Origin of the sequence: Bradyrhizobium sp., from assembly GCF_050014615.1 — a bacterium.
Classification (GTDB): Bacteria; Pseudomonadota; Alphaproteobacteria; order Rhizobiales; family Xanthobacteraceae; genus Bradyrhizobium.
In genome coordinates this window covers 1-13,565 of the sequence record NZ_JBEKCZ010000127.1, presented here as the reverse complement: position 1 = coordinate 13,565, position 13,565 = coordinate 1, and the positions used below count along the sequence as shown (strand labels likewise).

At 63.1% G+C, this 13,565-nt stretch carries 16 protein-coding genes; 3 read left to right on the top strand and 13 right to left on the bottom strand.

Features of this window, described 5'->3' with window-relative positions:
- Positions 1–10 precede the first annotated feature (10 nt).
- Positions 11–805 carry a sulfite exporter TauE/SafE family protein gene (locus tag ABR948_RS19960; RefSeq protein ID WP_428121101.1) on the bottom strand — a complete coding sequence of 265 codons (795 nt, stop codon included), beginning with the start codon at positions 803–805 and terminating at the stop codon, positions 11–13.
- 241 nt (positions 806–1,046) lie between these two features.
- Between ABR948_RS19960 and ABR948_RS19955 the strand changes: the two genes are divergently transcribed.
- Positions 1,047–1,655: a TetR/AcrR family transcriptional regulator gene (locus tag ABR948_RS19955; protein ID WP_428121098.1), complete on the top strand. Its 609-nt coding sequence runs from the start codon at positions 1,047–1,049 to the stop codon at positions 1,653–1,655.
- Between the two features lie 27 nt (positions 1,656–1,682).
- On the opposite strand, the gene serA is transcribed toward ABR948_RS19955, so the two are convergent.
- The 3 genes from serA to ABR948_RS19940 form a co-directional block, all read right to left on the bottom strand.
- A complete protein-coding gene (serA, locus tag ABR948_RS19950) occupies positions 1,683–2,927 on the bottom strand; it encodes a phosphoglycerate dehydrogenase (protein ID WP_428121094.1) in 1,245 nt (414 codons plus the stop codon).
- A gap of 138 nt (positions 2,928–3,065) precedes the next feature.
- A complete protein-coding gene (locus ABR948_RS19945; RefSeq protein WP_428121092.1) occupies positions 3,066–3,782 on the bottom strand; it encodes an SDR family oxidoreductase in 717 nt (238 codons plus the stop codon).
- Between the two features lie 77 nt (positions 3,783–3,859).
- Positions 3,860–4,699 (bottom strand): SDR family NAD(P)-dependent oxidoreductase, encoded by an 840-nt coding sequence (locus tag ABR948_RS19940; protein ID WP_428121090.1) that lies wholly within the window; start codon positions 4,697–4,699, stop codon positions 3,860–3,862.
- Positions 4,700–4,794: 95 nt separating this feature from the next.
- Between ABR948_RS19940 and ABR948_RS19935 the strand changes: the two genes are divergently transcribed.
- The gene (locus tag ABR948_RS19935) at positions 4,795–5,721 is read left to right on the top strand and encodes a helix-turn-helix transcriptional regulator (RefSeq protein ID WP_428121088.1); all 927 of its coding nucleotides are present in this window, start codon (positions 4,795–4,797) and stop codon (positions 5,719–5,721) included.
- A 43-nt stretch (positions 5,722–5,764) separates the two neighbouring features.
- Here ABR948_RS19935 and ABR948_RS19930 read toward each other — a convergent pair whose 3' ends face one another.
- The 9 genes from ABR948_RS19930 to hisE form a co-directional block, all read right to left on the bottom strand.
- The gene (locus tag ABR948_RS19930; protein ID WP_428121086.1) at positions 5,765–6,193 is read right to left on the bottom strand and encodes an SH3 domain-containing protein; all 429 of its coding nucleotides are present in this window, start codon (positions 6,191–6,193) and stop codon (positions 5,765–5,767) included.
- Between the two features lie 164 nt (positions 6,194–6,357).
- Positions 6,358–7,035, bottom strand: a complete 678-nt coding sequence (locus ABR948_RS19925; RefSeq protein WP_428121084.1) for a hypothetical protein — start codon at positions 7,033–7,035, stop codon at positions 6,358–6,360.
- A gap of 126 nt (positions 7,036–7,161) precedes the next feature.
- A complete protein-coding gene (locus ABR948_RS19920; protein ID WP_428121081.1) occupies positions 7,162–7,407 on the bottom strand; it encodes a hypothetical protein in 246 nt (81 codons plus the stop codon).
- Positions 7,408–7,595: 188 nt separating this feature from the next.
- A complete protein-coding gene (locus tag ABR948_RS19915; protein WP_428121079.1) occupies positions 7,596–8,105 on the bottom strand; it encodes a GFA family protein in 510 nt (169 codons plus the stop codon).
- A 74-nt stretch (positions 8,106–8,179) separates the two neighbouring features.
- Positions 8,180–8,854, bottom strand: a complete 675-nt coding sequence (locus ABR948_RS19910) for a cupin domain-containing protein (protein WP_428121077.1) — start codon at positions 8,852–8,854, stop codon at positions 8,180–8,182.
- A 154-nt stretch (positions 8,855–9,008) separates the two neighbouring features.
- Complete coding sequence (locus ABR948_RS19905; RefSeq protein ID WP_428121074.1) at positions 9,009–9,977, bottom strand: NAD(P)H-dependent flavin oxidoreductase; 969 nt, start codon at positions 9,975–9,977, stop codon at positions 9,009–9,011.
- Positions 9,978–10,135: 158 nt separating this feature from the next.
- A complete protein-coding gene (locus tag ABR948_RS19900) occupies positions 10,136–10,744 on the bottom strand; it encodes a hypothetical protein (RefSeq protein ID WP_428121072.1) in 609 nt (202 codons plus the stop codon).
- Between the two features lie 52 nt (positions 10,745–10,796).
- Positions 10,797–11,378, bottom strand: a complete 582-nt coding sequence (locus ABR948_RS19895; RefSeq protein WP_428121069.1) for a YqaA family protein — start codon at positions 11,376–11,378, stop codon at positions 10,797–10,799.
- A gap of 65 nt (positions 11,379–11,443) precedes the next feature.
- Positions 11,444–11,845, bottom strand: coding sequence for a phosphoribosyl-ATP diphosphatase (gene hisE, locus ABR948_RS19890; protein ID WP_428121067.1), 402 nt, complete (start codon positions 11,843–11,845; stop codon positions 11,444–11,446).
- A gap of 394 nt (positions 11,846–12,239) precedes the next feature.
- Between hisE and ABR948_RS19885 the strand changes: the two genes are divergently transcribed.
- Entirely contained in the window at positions 12,240–13,241 is a 1,002-nt protein-coding gene (locus tag ABR948_RS19885) for an ABC transporter substrate-binding protein (RefSeq protein ID WP_428121123.1), read from the top strand.
- Positions 13,242–13,565 lie beyond the last annotated feature (324 nt).

Sequence of the window (13,565 nt, the reverse complement as noted above, 5' to 3'; positions counted from 1 at the left end):
ACCGGCAGAATTACTCGGACCGCGTCGCCATGTAGGCTGCCATCCCAAGGATCAGCACAATGAATGTCGGCCGCAGCATGCGTTCCGGCAGGCGGTTGGCGACACGGGCGCCGACGGCCGTGGCGATCCAAAGTCCACCAATGACGCCGGCGATCGACCACCAGGGAAGTACCCATCCCTGCGCCAGATAGACGGCGGCGGCGGGTATCGTGAGCGGAAGCAGGGTCAGGATCAGGCTCATCGCCTGCGCGCGGTGTTGTCCGAGTTGCAGTAACGTTGTCGATAGAGCTGTCACGGCGAGGCCGCCGCCAATTCCCAGAACACCCGACGACAGACCCGCCGCGGCACCGATGGCGGCCAGCGCCACCCCATGCGGCGCCGCCGGTTCCTCCATCATCGACAAAGGCGGCCGCGGGCTGCGCAACGCCGCGATTATCGCAAGGATCAGGAGATAACCGACAAACGACCATCGCAGGGCGTGATCGGACAAGCCGCCCGCCGTGATGGCCCCAAACGCGCCGCCGACAAGGAAGCCTGCGGAAAGCAACACCACCCATGCGACCGGAACGGCCTGCCCCCGCCGCCTGTATTCCGAAACGCCGCCGAGGCCGGTTGGTGGAATCTGGGCCACCAGCGATATTCCCTGCGCAACGTGCTGATCGACATCAAGCGTGATGCAGACGGCCGGCACCAGGATTCCGCCGGGGCTCACACCGAGCAGACCGGAGACGAAGCCGGCTATCGCGCCGGCGCCGCTGCCCTTGAGCACCGCAAGCAGATTGGCGAGATTCACCCACGCCGACATCGTCAGTGCCCGGCCGTGCAGAACGCCAATGTCGTTCCGGCCGCAGGCGCGGCTGCGGTGCCGGAGCACAAACGGCTCTCGGCATTGATCGGGTTGACGGCGTCGGCTTTTCCCATATAAAAAGAATGTTCGTTTTTTTTGATTTCGGCAACCCCTCATTCGGCAACCCCTTAAAAAGGTGAGAGCCGGACCGGATATCCGGCAGGGGTGATGGCGTCTCTCAGGGGGCGAGCGGAATACAATGCCCAAGGTCAAACCGGAGACATCGAAGGCGCGGCGCGACGAAATTCTCGAAGCGGCCGAAACCTGTTTCGCACGCCAGGGCTTCCATCAGACCACGATCCGGGACGTCATCCGCGAATCCGGACTGAGCGCCGGCTGCATCTACGGCTATTTTTCCACCAAGGACGATCTGATCCGGGCCATGGGTGAGCGGCGGCACACGCGCGACGCCGCGCTGCTGTCGCCACACGACAAGTCGGCGAACCCGATCACGATCCTCCGCGCGATCGGCCGGGAATTCCTCACAGATTTGCAGAAGGAAGATGGACTTCGAACCCGCAGGGTGGCGTTGCAACTCTGGGCGGAAGCGCTCCGCGACGACAAGATCAAAGCCCAGGTCACCGACGGCATTCACGTTCCGATCTCGGCGATCATCGAATTATTGCGACGGGCTCAGCGCCTGGGCCTGGTCGACAAAAAGGTCGATCCACCTGGTGTTGCGCGCATGATGGTTTCCGTGTTTCAGGGCTATGTGCTGCAGCGCCTATGGGGCGAGCCGTTCAAAGCGACCGCGGCCCTTGAAGGGTTTGACCTCCTGCTTCGCGGTCTCGCGCCCGCGCCACGCTGAAATTTGCCGGAGAACTCAAGCGTTCATCTAATTCTCGTACACCAGCCGCGCCCTGATCGTGCCGTCGAGCGCGCGAATATCGTCGAGAAGTCCGCGGCTGTCATGTCCGGTCAGGTCCGCGTCGAGCACGACGTAGCCGACCTCGCGATCGGTCTCCAGATATTGCGCGATGATATTGATGTCGCGCTGCAGGAATATCTCGTTCAGCCTTCGCAGCATGCCCGGCACATTGCGGTGAACGTGGCTGAAGCGGGCGCCGGTGGCGCGCGCCTGCAACTGGACCTGCGGAAAATTGACCGCGCCCATGGTCGAACCGGTGCTGAAGTAATCCAGCATTTTCCGCGCCACTTCGCGGCCGATTCGATCCTGCGCCTCCTCGGTCGAGCCGCCGATATGCGGGGTCAGGATCACATTGTTCAGGCCTTGCAGCGGCGTATGAAAGCGATCCGCATTCGAGGACGGCTCGACCGGGAAAACATCGAGCGCGGCTCCCGCCAGATGACCGTCGGCAAGCGCTTTCGCCAGCGCCTCGAGATCGACCACCGTGCCGCGGCTGTTGTTGATCAGGTACGAGCCCGGCCGCATCAACCGCAGTTCGGCGTCTCCGATCATGCCCGAGGTGGCCGGCGTCTCCGGCACATGCAGGCTGACGATGTCGCTCTGGGCCAGCAAATCCGTGAGACTCTCGACCGGCTCGGTATTGCCGTGGCGCAGCTTGTCGGTCTGGTCGAAGAAAATCACCTTCATGCCCATCGCTTCGGCGAGCGTCGACAGCTGCGAGCCGATATTGCCGTAGCCGACGATACCCAGCGTGCGGCCTCGCACCTCATGGCTGTCGGTCGCCGACTTGTCCCACGCACCCTGGTGAGCCGCCACCGAACGGGGAAAGATGCGCCGCAGCAGCATCACGATTTCGCCGATCACCAGCTCCGCCACGCTGCGGGTATTCGAGAACGGCGCGTTGAAGACGGGAATGCCGCGCTTGCGGGCCGCGTCCAGATCGACCTGGTTGGTGCCGACGCTGAAACATCCCACCACGGTCAGGCGGTCGGCATCGGAAAAAACATCCGAAGTCAATTGGGTTCGCGAACGAATGCCCAAGAGGTCGACACCCCGGATCGCCTCGCGCAGCGCGTCACCCTCGAGAGCCTTGGGCAATCGTTCGACACTGAGATATTTCGAATTCGAGAACAATTCGACGGCGCTGTCATTCACGCCCTCCAGAAGAAGGGCCTTGCCCCTCTGATCGGGCTGTGAAGGATAAATCGGCATGTCATCTCCATGGACCGGCTATGCGGGGCTGCTCCCTGCCAGGGATGATCTATGCAGCCGCGGCTCGAATGGAAATGGTTTTTTACACCGTGTCTCCCCTGATTCGGGAATCCGCTTTCGAATGGCGGCGGAGCGGTCTTATCCCACCAACCGCAGGCCACCGTCGCAGACGATGATATGCCCGCTCATGAAACTGTCGCAGATCAGGAACGCGATCGCCTGGGCGACATCCGCGGGCTGACCGACACGCCCGACCGGGGTCTTGCCGGCGAAGTCGTCGAAAACCGGCGTCTTTGCGTCTTGCGGCAGAAAATCCCACCATGGCGTATCGATCACTCCCGGAGAAACGCCGTTGACCCGGCGCGGCCGCAGTTCGGCGGCGAGGATCGGCACCAGGGCGGCCACCGCCGCGTTCGAGGCGCCGATGCCGGCGGTGCCCGGCATCGCGGCGTGGGCGCTCACTGCCGAGACGAAAATGATGCTGCCGTCATCGCGCAGGAACGGCAACGCAGCCTGGGCGCAGGCAAAATGCGGAAACACCTTTTCCTCGAAGCCCTGGCGTACGTCTGCGACGCTGACGGAAGCAAAGGGACCTACGCCCTTGCCGCTGCCGAGCGCGAGCACGAGATGATCGAAGCTGCCGATACGTTCAAAAGCCCCTCGCACATTGTCGGTATCCCTCGCGTCCACGGCGATGGCGGCGACCTTGCCGCCGAGCGAATCCTTGGCCGCCTTCAGCCGCTGCGCGTCGCGGCCCATGATGGTCACGGCATGGCCGAGAGCGAGAAGGGTGCGGGCCGTTTCGAGACCGATGCCGGACGAACCGCCGACGATAACCGCATGTTGAGACGTCATGATGTGCATGTCCTTGTGTTGCGTGGGGAAGAGATGTCGCGGAGACGACGCTTTGCAGGAACCAGGTCTGGTCGGGATCAACTGACGGCTGGCTTTTCCGGCGTGAGGTCAGCCCACCCGGCCAATTCGCAACTCAGCCTGCGCAGGCGTGCGCGGGCGTCAAAATTGTAGGCCTGCCGGTTGGGACTGGACGGATGCAGCCCCTCGAAATAGAGCCCGGTCTTGCCCTCCATCTGCGGCGCCGCCGCCAGCTGGAGGATCGCGTCCGCACCCTCTTCAACGGTGCTGATCGGCGAAATGCCGTCATTGCGCACCATGGTGGTGTCCATATAGGTCGCCGGGTGCACGCAATTCGCCGTTACGCCTGAGGTTTCGAGCTCTTGTGCGAGATCGAACGTCAACATGATCTGCGCCAGTTTACTCTGGCAGTAGGCGCGCGCGCCGCTATAGGCCCGGCTCAGCATCACATTGTCGAAGTCGAGCGGCTGCTGACCGATCGATGTCACGTTGACGATCCGGGCGGGACGGCTCGCGACCATCATCGGCAACAGCAGGCGCGTGAGCAGAAAGCCGGCGAGATAATTCACGGCGAATCGCAGTTCATAACCCTCCGCACTGGTTTGACGACCGCCTCCGACGCCGATCCCGGCATTGTTGATGAGGATATCGAGCCGCCCGCAATCCTGCCGGACCGCGGCCGCCAGGGCGCGCACATCGGAAAGCGACGACAAGTCCGCGTGGTAAAATCTCGCCGTTCCGCCCGCAGCCCGTATTTCTGCGATGAGCTGTTCGGCCCGCTGACGGTTGCGGCCATGGACCAGGACGTTGGCCCCCAACGCGGCCAGTCTTGACGCCACGCGCCGGCCCACGCCATCCGTCGAACCGGTAATCAGAACTGTCTTGTCACGCATCGACATTCTTTAAAGCCGCCATCCGTTTTGCTGTCGGCGTTGTTGTGCGCGCTGTTTCGGCGTACAAACAGTTCTGGTGTTATCCTGGTATCGATACTGCTATGATGGGGTTTGGATTGGAGTCACAGGCCAAACAATCGCAGGCCAAACTCAATGCCCGCCGCCGGGAGTTCGGAAGCTTTCTGCGCTCGCGGCGCGAGCGGCTGGTGCCGGCCGATGTCGGCCTGGCCGACGGCTTTCGACGCCGGACGCAGGGGCTGCGCCGCGAAGAGGTGGCGCTACTCGCCGGCATCGGCACCACCTGGTACACGTGGCTGGAACAAGGACGGGCGGTGCGGGCTTCAGCCGAAGTGCTGTCCGCCATCGCGGCTGCGCTGCGCCTCGACCAGGCTGAAAAGCGGCATCTGTTCGTTCTGAACGGCCAGCCGCTGCCGGATCCGCCGCCGGCCGGGCCCGAACAGGTCGAAGAACCGCTTCGGCGCATGCTTGAGAGTCTGGTCGGGCAGCCCGCCTACGTACTTGGACGGCGCTGGGATGTGCTGGCCTGGAATCACGCCGCAAAGATCCTGTTCGGCGATTATTCGCGGCTGCAGGGCGACGAACGCAACATCATGCATATGGTCTTTGCCAACAAGCGGCATCGATCCCTGCTGGTCGACTGGAACGCGCTCGCCGTTACTTCATTGGCGATGTTTCGCGCCGACAGCGCGCGCTACGCCGGCGATCCGGATTTCGAGCGCCTGATCGAGACCCTGACCCGCTCAAGCCTGGAGTTTCGGCGATGGTGGCCGAAGCATGAGGTCCAGCGATCGCTGTCCAGTAAAAAGCGAATCGAACATCCCGTCGGTGGCCGCATGGTATTCGAATATACCAGCTTCTCCGTCACCGATCATGCGGACATGAAGCTCGTGGTCTATACACCGCTCGATCAGGAGAGGACGGCCGAGAAACTGCAACGGTTGCTTAAGCCGGTTCGTCCCAACCGTTTGGGTTCGCGACCGGCTCCGCCACCGGCCTCATTGCGCTAGGCTCCAAAACATCGATCACGCCGGCCGAAAATTTTGTTGGCCTTTACCAGCGCCATCCCCAGCCGCGATAGCCCCAGCCGTATCCGTAATAAGGTCCATAGCCGTAGCCATACGGCCGATAGTAAACCGGCGGACCGACGACATAGCGCGGACCATAGACCGGCGGGCCGTCCTCTTCGACGATTTCTTCTCCGCCCGCCGGCCCGCGCGGCGGCGGCCTGCGCGCCATGCCGAGATTCTGCGCGAAGGCGAAGCCGTCCTTTCCGTTCGACGAGGTCTCGCACCATCCATTGGTGCATTTGCCGACCTCGACCGTGGTGCCCTTCGGAAGGAGGGTCAGAACCTCACTGTCCAAACCGGGCGATTTACGCAGGTTAGTCTCCGCGGTGAGGGTGACCGGCTTGGCGGTCGCGCCAACCGCTGACACGAGGGTGACGATGGCGGCCGATGCCGCGATCCGTACAAAGCTCATGGCTGTCCTCTTGTTTCCTTACTCTCGCGCCGCCCGCCCGGAGGTATTTAACTCCAGCCACGCCCCCGTATTCAATATCCCGTATTGAAAAAACCTTTGGCGTGTTACCGGATTTTAACTTGATCGCGGACGCGCGCGCGCCGCAGCGGCGCGTTCGGCCGCGCTCAAATCTGCGCGGCGACCTTTTCCAGACCGATCAGGCGGGCCAGCATGCGCACTTCACGCTTCTGGTCCTCGCGCAGCTGAAACAACAGCGGCATCGCGGCCGATTTCAGTTGCTGGACTTCCTCGGCTTCAGGGTCGATCGGCGCGCCGGCCGCGTTCGGATCGGCCTGCCGTGTGGCGTGAATCTTCCGGGCCACGGCGCGCAACGCGTTTTCCACCGCCGGCCAATAGGATTCCTGCGTGGAAGACAGCTTGAGGCGCTCCTTGATGCCGGCGATCTGCGCGTCGCTGAGCAGCGCGTAGGATTTTTGCGGCGCCGGCTTGCCGACCAGTTTCGGCTTTGGCATCGCCGCCGGGTCTGTGGTCTTCGGCGCCTCGATGTCGGCGGGAGCGCTCGGCGCAAAAGCCTGCCGCAGTTGCTCGCCCGAGGTAACGTCTCTTGTCGCGTCGGTCGAGGACGGTTCGAACGAGGCCAGCGCCGCCGTGACGACGGCCAGCCTGTCCTTCTTGCCCTCTCGGTTCGACACCGGACCTTGATTCGAGACGGGATCCTGGACGGCGGCCAAAGCCATCGCCGGTCCGGCGGCCGGCACGCTATCGCGGCCGAGGATGCTGGCCGCGGCGGCGCCGACGACGAGAAAGCACGTCAGCGCGATGATGGTCATGGCTTTCGTCAAGCCGTTCTCCGTTGAGGTCCGCCAACCACGGTCAGTTTCCCGAAAAAAGGGCAAGAATTAAGGCTTAACCGTGCCGCTGCCGCGGCGACTTTGGCGGCAAGGCGGGAGGCGCCAGAGGGTGAAGGATCAGGCCGCGGCGGCAAGATCATAGGCGTCCTGGATGTCGGCGACGATATCGGACGCCTCCCACAGCGCATCGGGGGCGACCGATCGCAGGCTGATGGTCCAGTTACCCTTGCTGGTGCGGGGCATGCTGACGATGTCAAATTGCACATTGCGGCAGAGCGGATGCCGCTCGAGGGCGTAGCTGACCCGGGTCTTGATCTCGTCGAGGGTCGCCGGCGTCTTGGCAAAAAGTGTCTCGAAATCCATGTCGCATCCCCTTTAACCCGGTTTTTGGGTGCCGCCCCGCCGCAGGCGCGACGGAACGGCCTCGGACATGATTCTCGGGGCTAGTTGGTTAATGGCGCGTTAAGAAAACACGGACGCGAGCGGGGGTCGCGGGCCGTGCCGGGCAAAGCGGGTTTGATCCACCGCGGCACGGTTCCCGCAAAATGGAACTATTTTTGCGGGAAGAACTCAGGCCACATCGCGCGCCATTTCTCGGCCAGCGGCCGGAAGTCATCCGGTCCGACCTCGTGGCATTCGGCATTGGCCGCGGGCGACACCCAGGGCTGCGCGCTTTTCATGAACATATGCGCGACCGGAACCAGCCATGTGGTGTCGTCGAGCGTGCCGGCACGAAGGTTGACGATCTCCTCGCGCCCGGTCCGGTCACCATAGAGCCGGGCGCCGCAATCGCCGCAGAACCAGGAAATGATGGCGACGCCGGTCGGCGAATGGTGATGCCAGCCTTTTGGCTCGCCCCGCAGGATATGAAAATGTTTTCTGGGAACCGGCATGTTGAGCGCGAAAGCGCTGCCGGACGCCGACTGGCAATTCGTGCAATTGCAGGTGTAGAGCAACAGCGGAAACGACGCGATCTCGTAACGGATCGCACCGCACGAGCAACCGCCGGTCAACGGAAGCACAGGTCGCGTGACGCCCATCATCAGCCCCGGATGCAACACCAGGCGATACTATCCGAACAATGTTTGCCCGAAAAATGTTTGCGCCGCGACGCCCGGCCGAGCGCGGCGGGCCGTCAATCCACCGAAAGCGGATAGTTGCGAATGTCGGCGGCGACCTTCGGGAATTTGGTGGTCAGCAGATCGGGCTTGCCGAGTTCGACATCGGCCGGGATCACGCCGGGCCATTCGGTGCTGGCGCCGAGAAACCAGCGCTTGCTGCCGATGATGCGCGCGGTGTGGAAGGTATTGCCGGGAATCAGCAGCTGCACGCGGTGGCCGGCGCGCAGATCCGGCCCGACGATGATGTGCTCGCCTTCTCCGCGCAGCAGCAGCACCTCGATCGGGTCGCCGAGGTAATAATGGTAGAGTTGGTCATTGCGGATCCGGTGCAGCCGCACCGGCGCCTGCGGCGTCACCATGAAGTACAGCGCCGAGCCGAGCGGGCGGCCCTCGGCGAACGGCGCCGGCAATCCGCCCGGCGCGATCTGCTGGCTGGCGCGATAGGTCTCGCGGACGAAGCCGCAGGTAGCGTTCGGCTCGAGGTTCAGGAGTTTCAGAACATCGTCCGACGTCATGTCGTTGACCATCTTGCTGCCAGTTCCCTTTGCCGTCTCTGCCGCGCCGGCGCCTGCGGTCGCGGCAATATTCGACCCGAACATCGCGCCGCACAGCAGAGCGGCCCGCTGCAGAAATCGCCGCCTGGCGCTACCGCCGTCAATCTGCTGCCGCACCGGGTTTGTCTCCGTCATCGCTGGTTCGGCGGCACTATCGCGCGGAACCAGCACGCGCACAAGCAACCGCTACTCCGGCGTCTCGCGTCGCGGCCAATGGGCGGTTAACAGACTTGCTGCAATGTCCAGAAGCTGCACCGTGTCAGGGATACGGCGCGGTGCGGATCAGACATCACAGCGGCGGATCGACGGCCTCGTCGTATTCCTTTTTGAACCGCGCGATCAGTTCGGCGGCGGGCACGATCTTGCCGACGCTGCCGACGCCCTGTCCGCTGCCCCAGATTTCCTTCCAGGCTTTCGGCTTGTCGCGCTCGCCGGAGGCGTCGGTACCGAAACTCATTTTCGACGCGTCGGACTCCGGAAGATTGTCGGGGTCCATACCGGCCGCCACGATCGACGGCTTCAGATAATTGCCATGCACGCCGGTGAAGAGATTTGAATAGACGATGTCTTCCGCGGTCGAGGTGGTGATCATCTGCTTGTAACCCTCCACCGCGTTGGCCTCCTTTGTGGCGATGAACGCCGAGCCGATATAGGCAAAGTCGGCGCCGAGCATCCGCGCCGCCCGGACCGCGCGACCGTTGCCGATCGCGCCCGAGAGCGCGATCGGCCCGTCGAACCATTGCCGGGTTTCGGCCACGAACGCGAAAGGCGATATCTCGCCGGCATGGCCACCGGCGCCGGCCGACACCAGGATCAGACCGTCGGCGCCCTTCTCGACCGCCTTGTGCGCGAATTTCTGGTTGATCACGTCATGGAAGACGATGCCGCCCCAGCCATGCGCGGCCTGATTGAGTTCCTCGCGCGCACCGAGCGAGGTGATGATGATCGGCACCTTGTGCTTTTCGCACAGCGCCAGATCCTGTTCGAGCCGGTTGTTGGACCGATGCACGATCTGATTGACCGCGAACGGCGCCGACGGCCGCTCGGGATGGGCCTTGTCGTATGCTGCGAGTTCCTGCTTGATCCGCACCAGCCATTCGTCGAGCAGTGCCGGCGGCCGCGCATTCAGCGCCGGAAACGATCCGACGACACCCGCCTTGCATTGCGCGATCACGAGATCAGGCACGGAAATAATGAACAGCGGCGCACCGATCACGGGTAGAGACAGACGGCCCTTGAACAAGGCAGGCATAGACATTCGTGAAAATCCTTTTCGCTGGGGCTGCACTGCGCAGGCACCGGTCTTGAGCAAGCTCTGGTCGTTAGCAAAGCTCCGGCCTTTAGAATGCCAGACATCATCCCAAATAGGCAATCGCACAGCGCCTGGATCGGCCACGCTTGCGGCCCGATCGCTGCCTATTGGCACAAAGCGCGGGTGACGTAATTATCGGTCCGGCAGTCGTCCGGCTTGCGGGCCCGGCCGGGAATCAGGATTTTCGCCGAGCAGGCTTCCGCGGAATCGGTGGTCAGGCTCTTACCCTCCTTGAAATCCTTGCTCTGGCAGAGCTTGTCGGCGGCGGCCTTGCAGTCCGGCGCGCCGTTGGCCGAAACCAGACATTTCATGCGCCCCGTCACCATCGAGGGCGTGGCCAGGCGCGACAGGGCTTCGCCGGCGTCTTTCGCGCGGGCGTTCAGATCATCGATGGTCTCCCCCGGCGACTTCAGCGTCGGCAGGATCGACAGCGACTTCTCGAACATCTTTCCCATTTCGTTGATCAGGCCCGGATTCTCCTGGCGCGCCGGCGGCGGCGGCGGTGCGGGCTCGCCTGGCGCAGGCGCCGGCTGAGCCGGTATCGCCTGCTGGGCCGGCGTCTGGATTCCGAGAGAGGGTGACGGCGAGGAGGGCGGCGAAGCCGCCTGCGGCCACCCGGCACCCGCGGTGATCATCAACATCGACAGCGCCAGACCGGCTGCCGCGATGTGCGTCCTTTGCAGCGCGATCAGGTTGCCGGATCGATCAAGCATGACATCGAACGTAGCCTGAACCGGCAAACCGGCAAAGCACTTCGCCGCGGCTTCAGATCATTCTGAGTGCGACAATAAAACCCAGCACCAGTACGGCGGCGCCCAGCGCCACCCACAGCCCCAGGTGCTTCTCGATCCTGACCCGGATCCATTCACCGTAGCGGTTGAGCAGGATCGCGACCACGAAGAACCGTCCGCCGCGGGCGAGGATCGAGCACACCACGAACAGCCCGATATTGTAGCCGGCAAAGCCCGACGTAATGGTCACCAGCTTGTAGGGGATCGGTGTCAGGCCCTTGCCGATAATGATCAGGGCGCCCCATTCGGCATAGGAAGCCCGGAAGGCTTCGACCTTGCCGCCAAGGCCGTAGAATTCAATCAGCCAATGTCCGATGGAATCGTAGAGCAGCGCGCCGATGGCATAGCCGAGCAGACCACCCAGCACCGACGTTGCGGTGCAGACCGCGGCGTAGAGCCAGGCGCGCTCCGGCCGCGCCAGCGACATCGGGATCAGCATCACATCCGGCGGCACCGGAAAGAACGAACTTTCCGCGAATGACACCGCTCCCATGATCCATAGCGCGTATGGCTTGTGCGCGGCGTCGATACACCAATTGTAAATCCGTCTGAGCATGGCGCGATGAACCACCCCGGGACGGATTTGTCCATGCCGTGAATCGAGGGAAATCCGGCGGAGTCTCAGTGCCGCTTGCGCAGACTGCGGCTCTCAAGCGCGACAATTGGTCGCCGGGCGACCCGGGATGGCGAAACCTTCGGCATCTTGAGGGCGGATTTCGGCATCTTCTCGGCAATTCCCAACAGATGCTCGCGCCGCGCCATTTCGCGCCACACATCATCGGGTTTCACCCCGGCCGAGGCCCACAAAACGCTGAGATTATAGAGCAGATCCGCGCTCTCTCTGATCACGGCGTCGGTCTTGCCGTTGACGGCGTCGATCACGACCTCGATGGCTTCTTCGGCCAGTTTTTTCGCCATCTTGGCCGGGCCGCGTTGAAACAGCCGTGCCGTTCGCGAAATTGCCGGATCGAGATCCTTGGCCGCGATGATCGCCAGATAAAGCCGTTCGAGCGAATCACTCATCCCGTCGAACCTAATCTAAACACGTGGCCAGCGTGTTAACGGCCAATCAAAAAATTGACCCGTTAGCCAACGGACTCACCGGTTCGGTGAGTGTCGGGCTGCCAGCCGGTTAGATGACAATATGAAGACACGCTTGGTATTCAGGCTCGGCAGCAGAGTCACCGCCGTAGGACTACGGCCGCCGCCACGGATGGTTCCTTCGTCGCAGTCCAGTCCGATAGCTCTGCCTTAACCAACTCACCAAATTCGCGCCGGCTTTGCCATTTGAGCCGACAGCCGGCGCGCTCATCGGCTGTTCAGATTTAGCCCGGCAGAATGCGCGGCACGGCGTTTCAACGTCATGAAACGACCATATCCGGCGCGGCAACTGAAGACCGGTCCCGGTGTGATCCCGATGCGCATAAGTCAGGCCTTGGCTAACAATTGCGTTCTGGCTTTGCTGACAGGCCTGCTGGGTTTTGCCTGCTTCGGCGCGGCAGGGGCCGCGGGCGAACCCCGCCAGCCGATCGCGGTCCGGTTTTCGCTCGATCATTCGATCAATGCGAGCGCCGCCCCCTTTGTGCTGGCGACAACCGACGGCCTGTTCGGCTCCGAGGGCCTGGTGGTCACGACCGACGTCGCCAATGGATCGCCGGAGGCGATCGCGCGCGTCGCCGCAGGCACCAGCGAATTTGCGCTGGTCGACATCAACGCGCTGATACGTTTCCGCGACCAGGGCGCACCGCCGGTCAAGGCGGTGTTCGTGCTGTTCAACGCCGCGCCCTACGCCATCATCGCGCGCAAAAGCCGGGGCATCCACGCGCTCGCCGATATCGAGGGTAAAACGCTCGGCGTCGCCGAGGGCGATCTTTCGATCCGGCTGTGGCCGGCGCTGGCGCGGCAGAACGGGATCAAGACATCAAGCGTGAAGCAGAACAGCATGAGCGCCGCCGTGCGCGAGCCGATGCTGTCGGCCGGTCAGGTCGACGCCGTGACCGGGTTTTCGTATCTGTCGGCGATCAATTTGAGAGATCGCGGCGTTCCGGCCGACGATCTCGCGGTGCTCAGGTTTGCCGATTATGGCTGCGAGGCCTACGGGTTCGCGGTGATCGTCAACCCGGCCTTCGCCGCCAAAAGGCCCGAGGCGGTAAGGGGCTTCCTGCGCGCGGCGATCGCCGGCACCCATCTGGCGATCAAGGAGCCCGGGCACGCGGCCGATGACGTGGTCAGCCTCATGGAGGACGGCGCGCGCGATCTTGAACTGGAACGCCTGCGCGCCGTCATTGCCGACCCGAACCGGCTCGACCGCTCGATCGAAGCGGTCGCCGAGGATTTCAAATTCCTGAAACGGCCATCCGCGGCCGACATTTTCGACGACAGCTTCCTGCCGCCACTCGGTGGCCGCCTGATCAATTGAGCGAAAAATCGGCGCGCGATCAGCAAAAGTGGTTACCGGTTTTGCGTCCGACCGCGCGCTAAACTATTGAATCGGCGCATGATCTCTTCGCCAACCCGCATCCACTTTGGCCGATCATGTGCCGACGCTGTATCTCCCGGGCGATCCCTGATTAGAATGCGCATCTGAACGGAATGAGCCTCCGACCAGAATGAACCTTGCTACGATCGTCCATTCCGCCGACCAGAGTCCGTTACGGTATGTCCATGCTCCGCCTCTATACCCGCGTTCTTGAATTGCTCGGCAAGGAGGCGCGGCTGGGCTGGATCCTGGCCGGCGCCAATC

Excerpts from the sequence above, each read along its gene's own strand:
- ABR948_RS19960 (WP_428121101.1), bottom strand. The coding sequence starts at position 805 with ATGTCGGCGTGGGTGAATCTCGCCAATCTGCTTGCGGTGCTCAAGGGC.
- ABR948_RS19955 (WP_428121098.1), top strand. The coding sequence starts at position 1,047 with ATGCCCAAGGTCAAACCGGAGACATCGAAGGCGCGGCGCGACGAAATT.
- serA (WP_428121094.1), bottom strand. The coding sequence starts at position 2,927 with ATGCCGATTTATCCTTCACAGCCCGATCAGAGGGGCAAGGCCCTTCTT.
- ABR948_RS19945 (WP_428121092.1), bottom strand. The coding sequence starts at position 3,782 with ATGACGTCTCAACATGCGGTTATCGTCGGCGGTTCGTCCGGCATCGGT.
- ABR948_RS19940 (WP_428121090.1), bottom strand. The coding sequence starts at position 4,699 with ATGTCGATGCGTGACAAGACAGTTCTGATTACCGGTTCGACGGATGGC.
- ABR948_RS19935 (WP_428121088.1), top strand. The coding sequence starts at position 4,795 with ATGATGGGGTTTGGATTGGAGTCACAGGCCAAACAATCGCAGGCCAAA.
- ABR948_RS19930 (WP_428121086.1), bottom strand. The coding sequence starts at position 6,193 with ATGAGCTTTGTACGGATCGCGGCATCGGCCGCCATCGTCACCCTCGTG.
- ABR948_RS19920 (WP_428121081.1), bottom strand. The coding sequence starts at position 7,407 with ATGGATTTCGAGACACTTTTTGCCAAGACGCCGGCGACCCTCGACGAG.
- ABR948_RS19910 (WP_428121077.1), bottom strand. The coding sequence starts at position 8,854 with ATGACGGAGACAAACCCGGTGCGGCAGCAGATTGACGGCGGTAGCGCC.
- ABR948_RS19905 (WP_428121074.1), bottom strand. The coding sequence starts at position 9,977 with ATGTCTATGCCTGCCTTGTTCAAGGGCCGTCTGTCTCTACCCGTGATC.
- ABR948_RS19900 (WP_428121072.1), bottom strand. The coding sequence starts at position 10,744 with ATGCTTGATCGATCCGGCAACCTGATCGCGCTGCAAAGGACGCACATC.
- ABR948_RS19895 (WP_428121069.1), bottom strand. The coding sequence starts at position 11,378 with ATGCTCAGACGGATTTACAATTGGTGTATCGACGCCGCGCACAAGCCA.
- hisE (WP_428121067.1), bottom strand. The coding sequence starts at position 11,845 with ATGAGTGATTCGCTCGAACGGCTTTATCTGGCGATCATCGCGGCCAAG.
- ABR948_RS19885 (WP_428121123.1), top strand. The coding sequence starts at position 12,240 with ATGCGCATAAGTCAGGCCTTGGCTAACAATTGCGTTCTGGCTTTGCTG.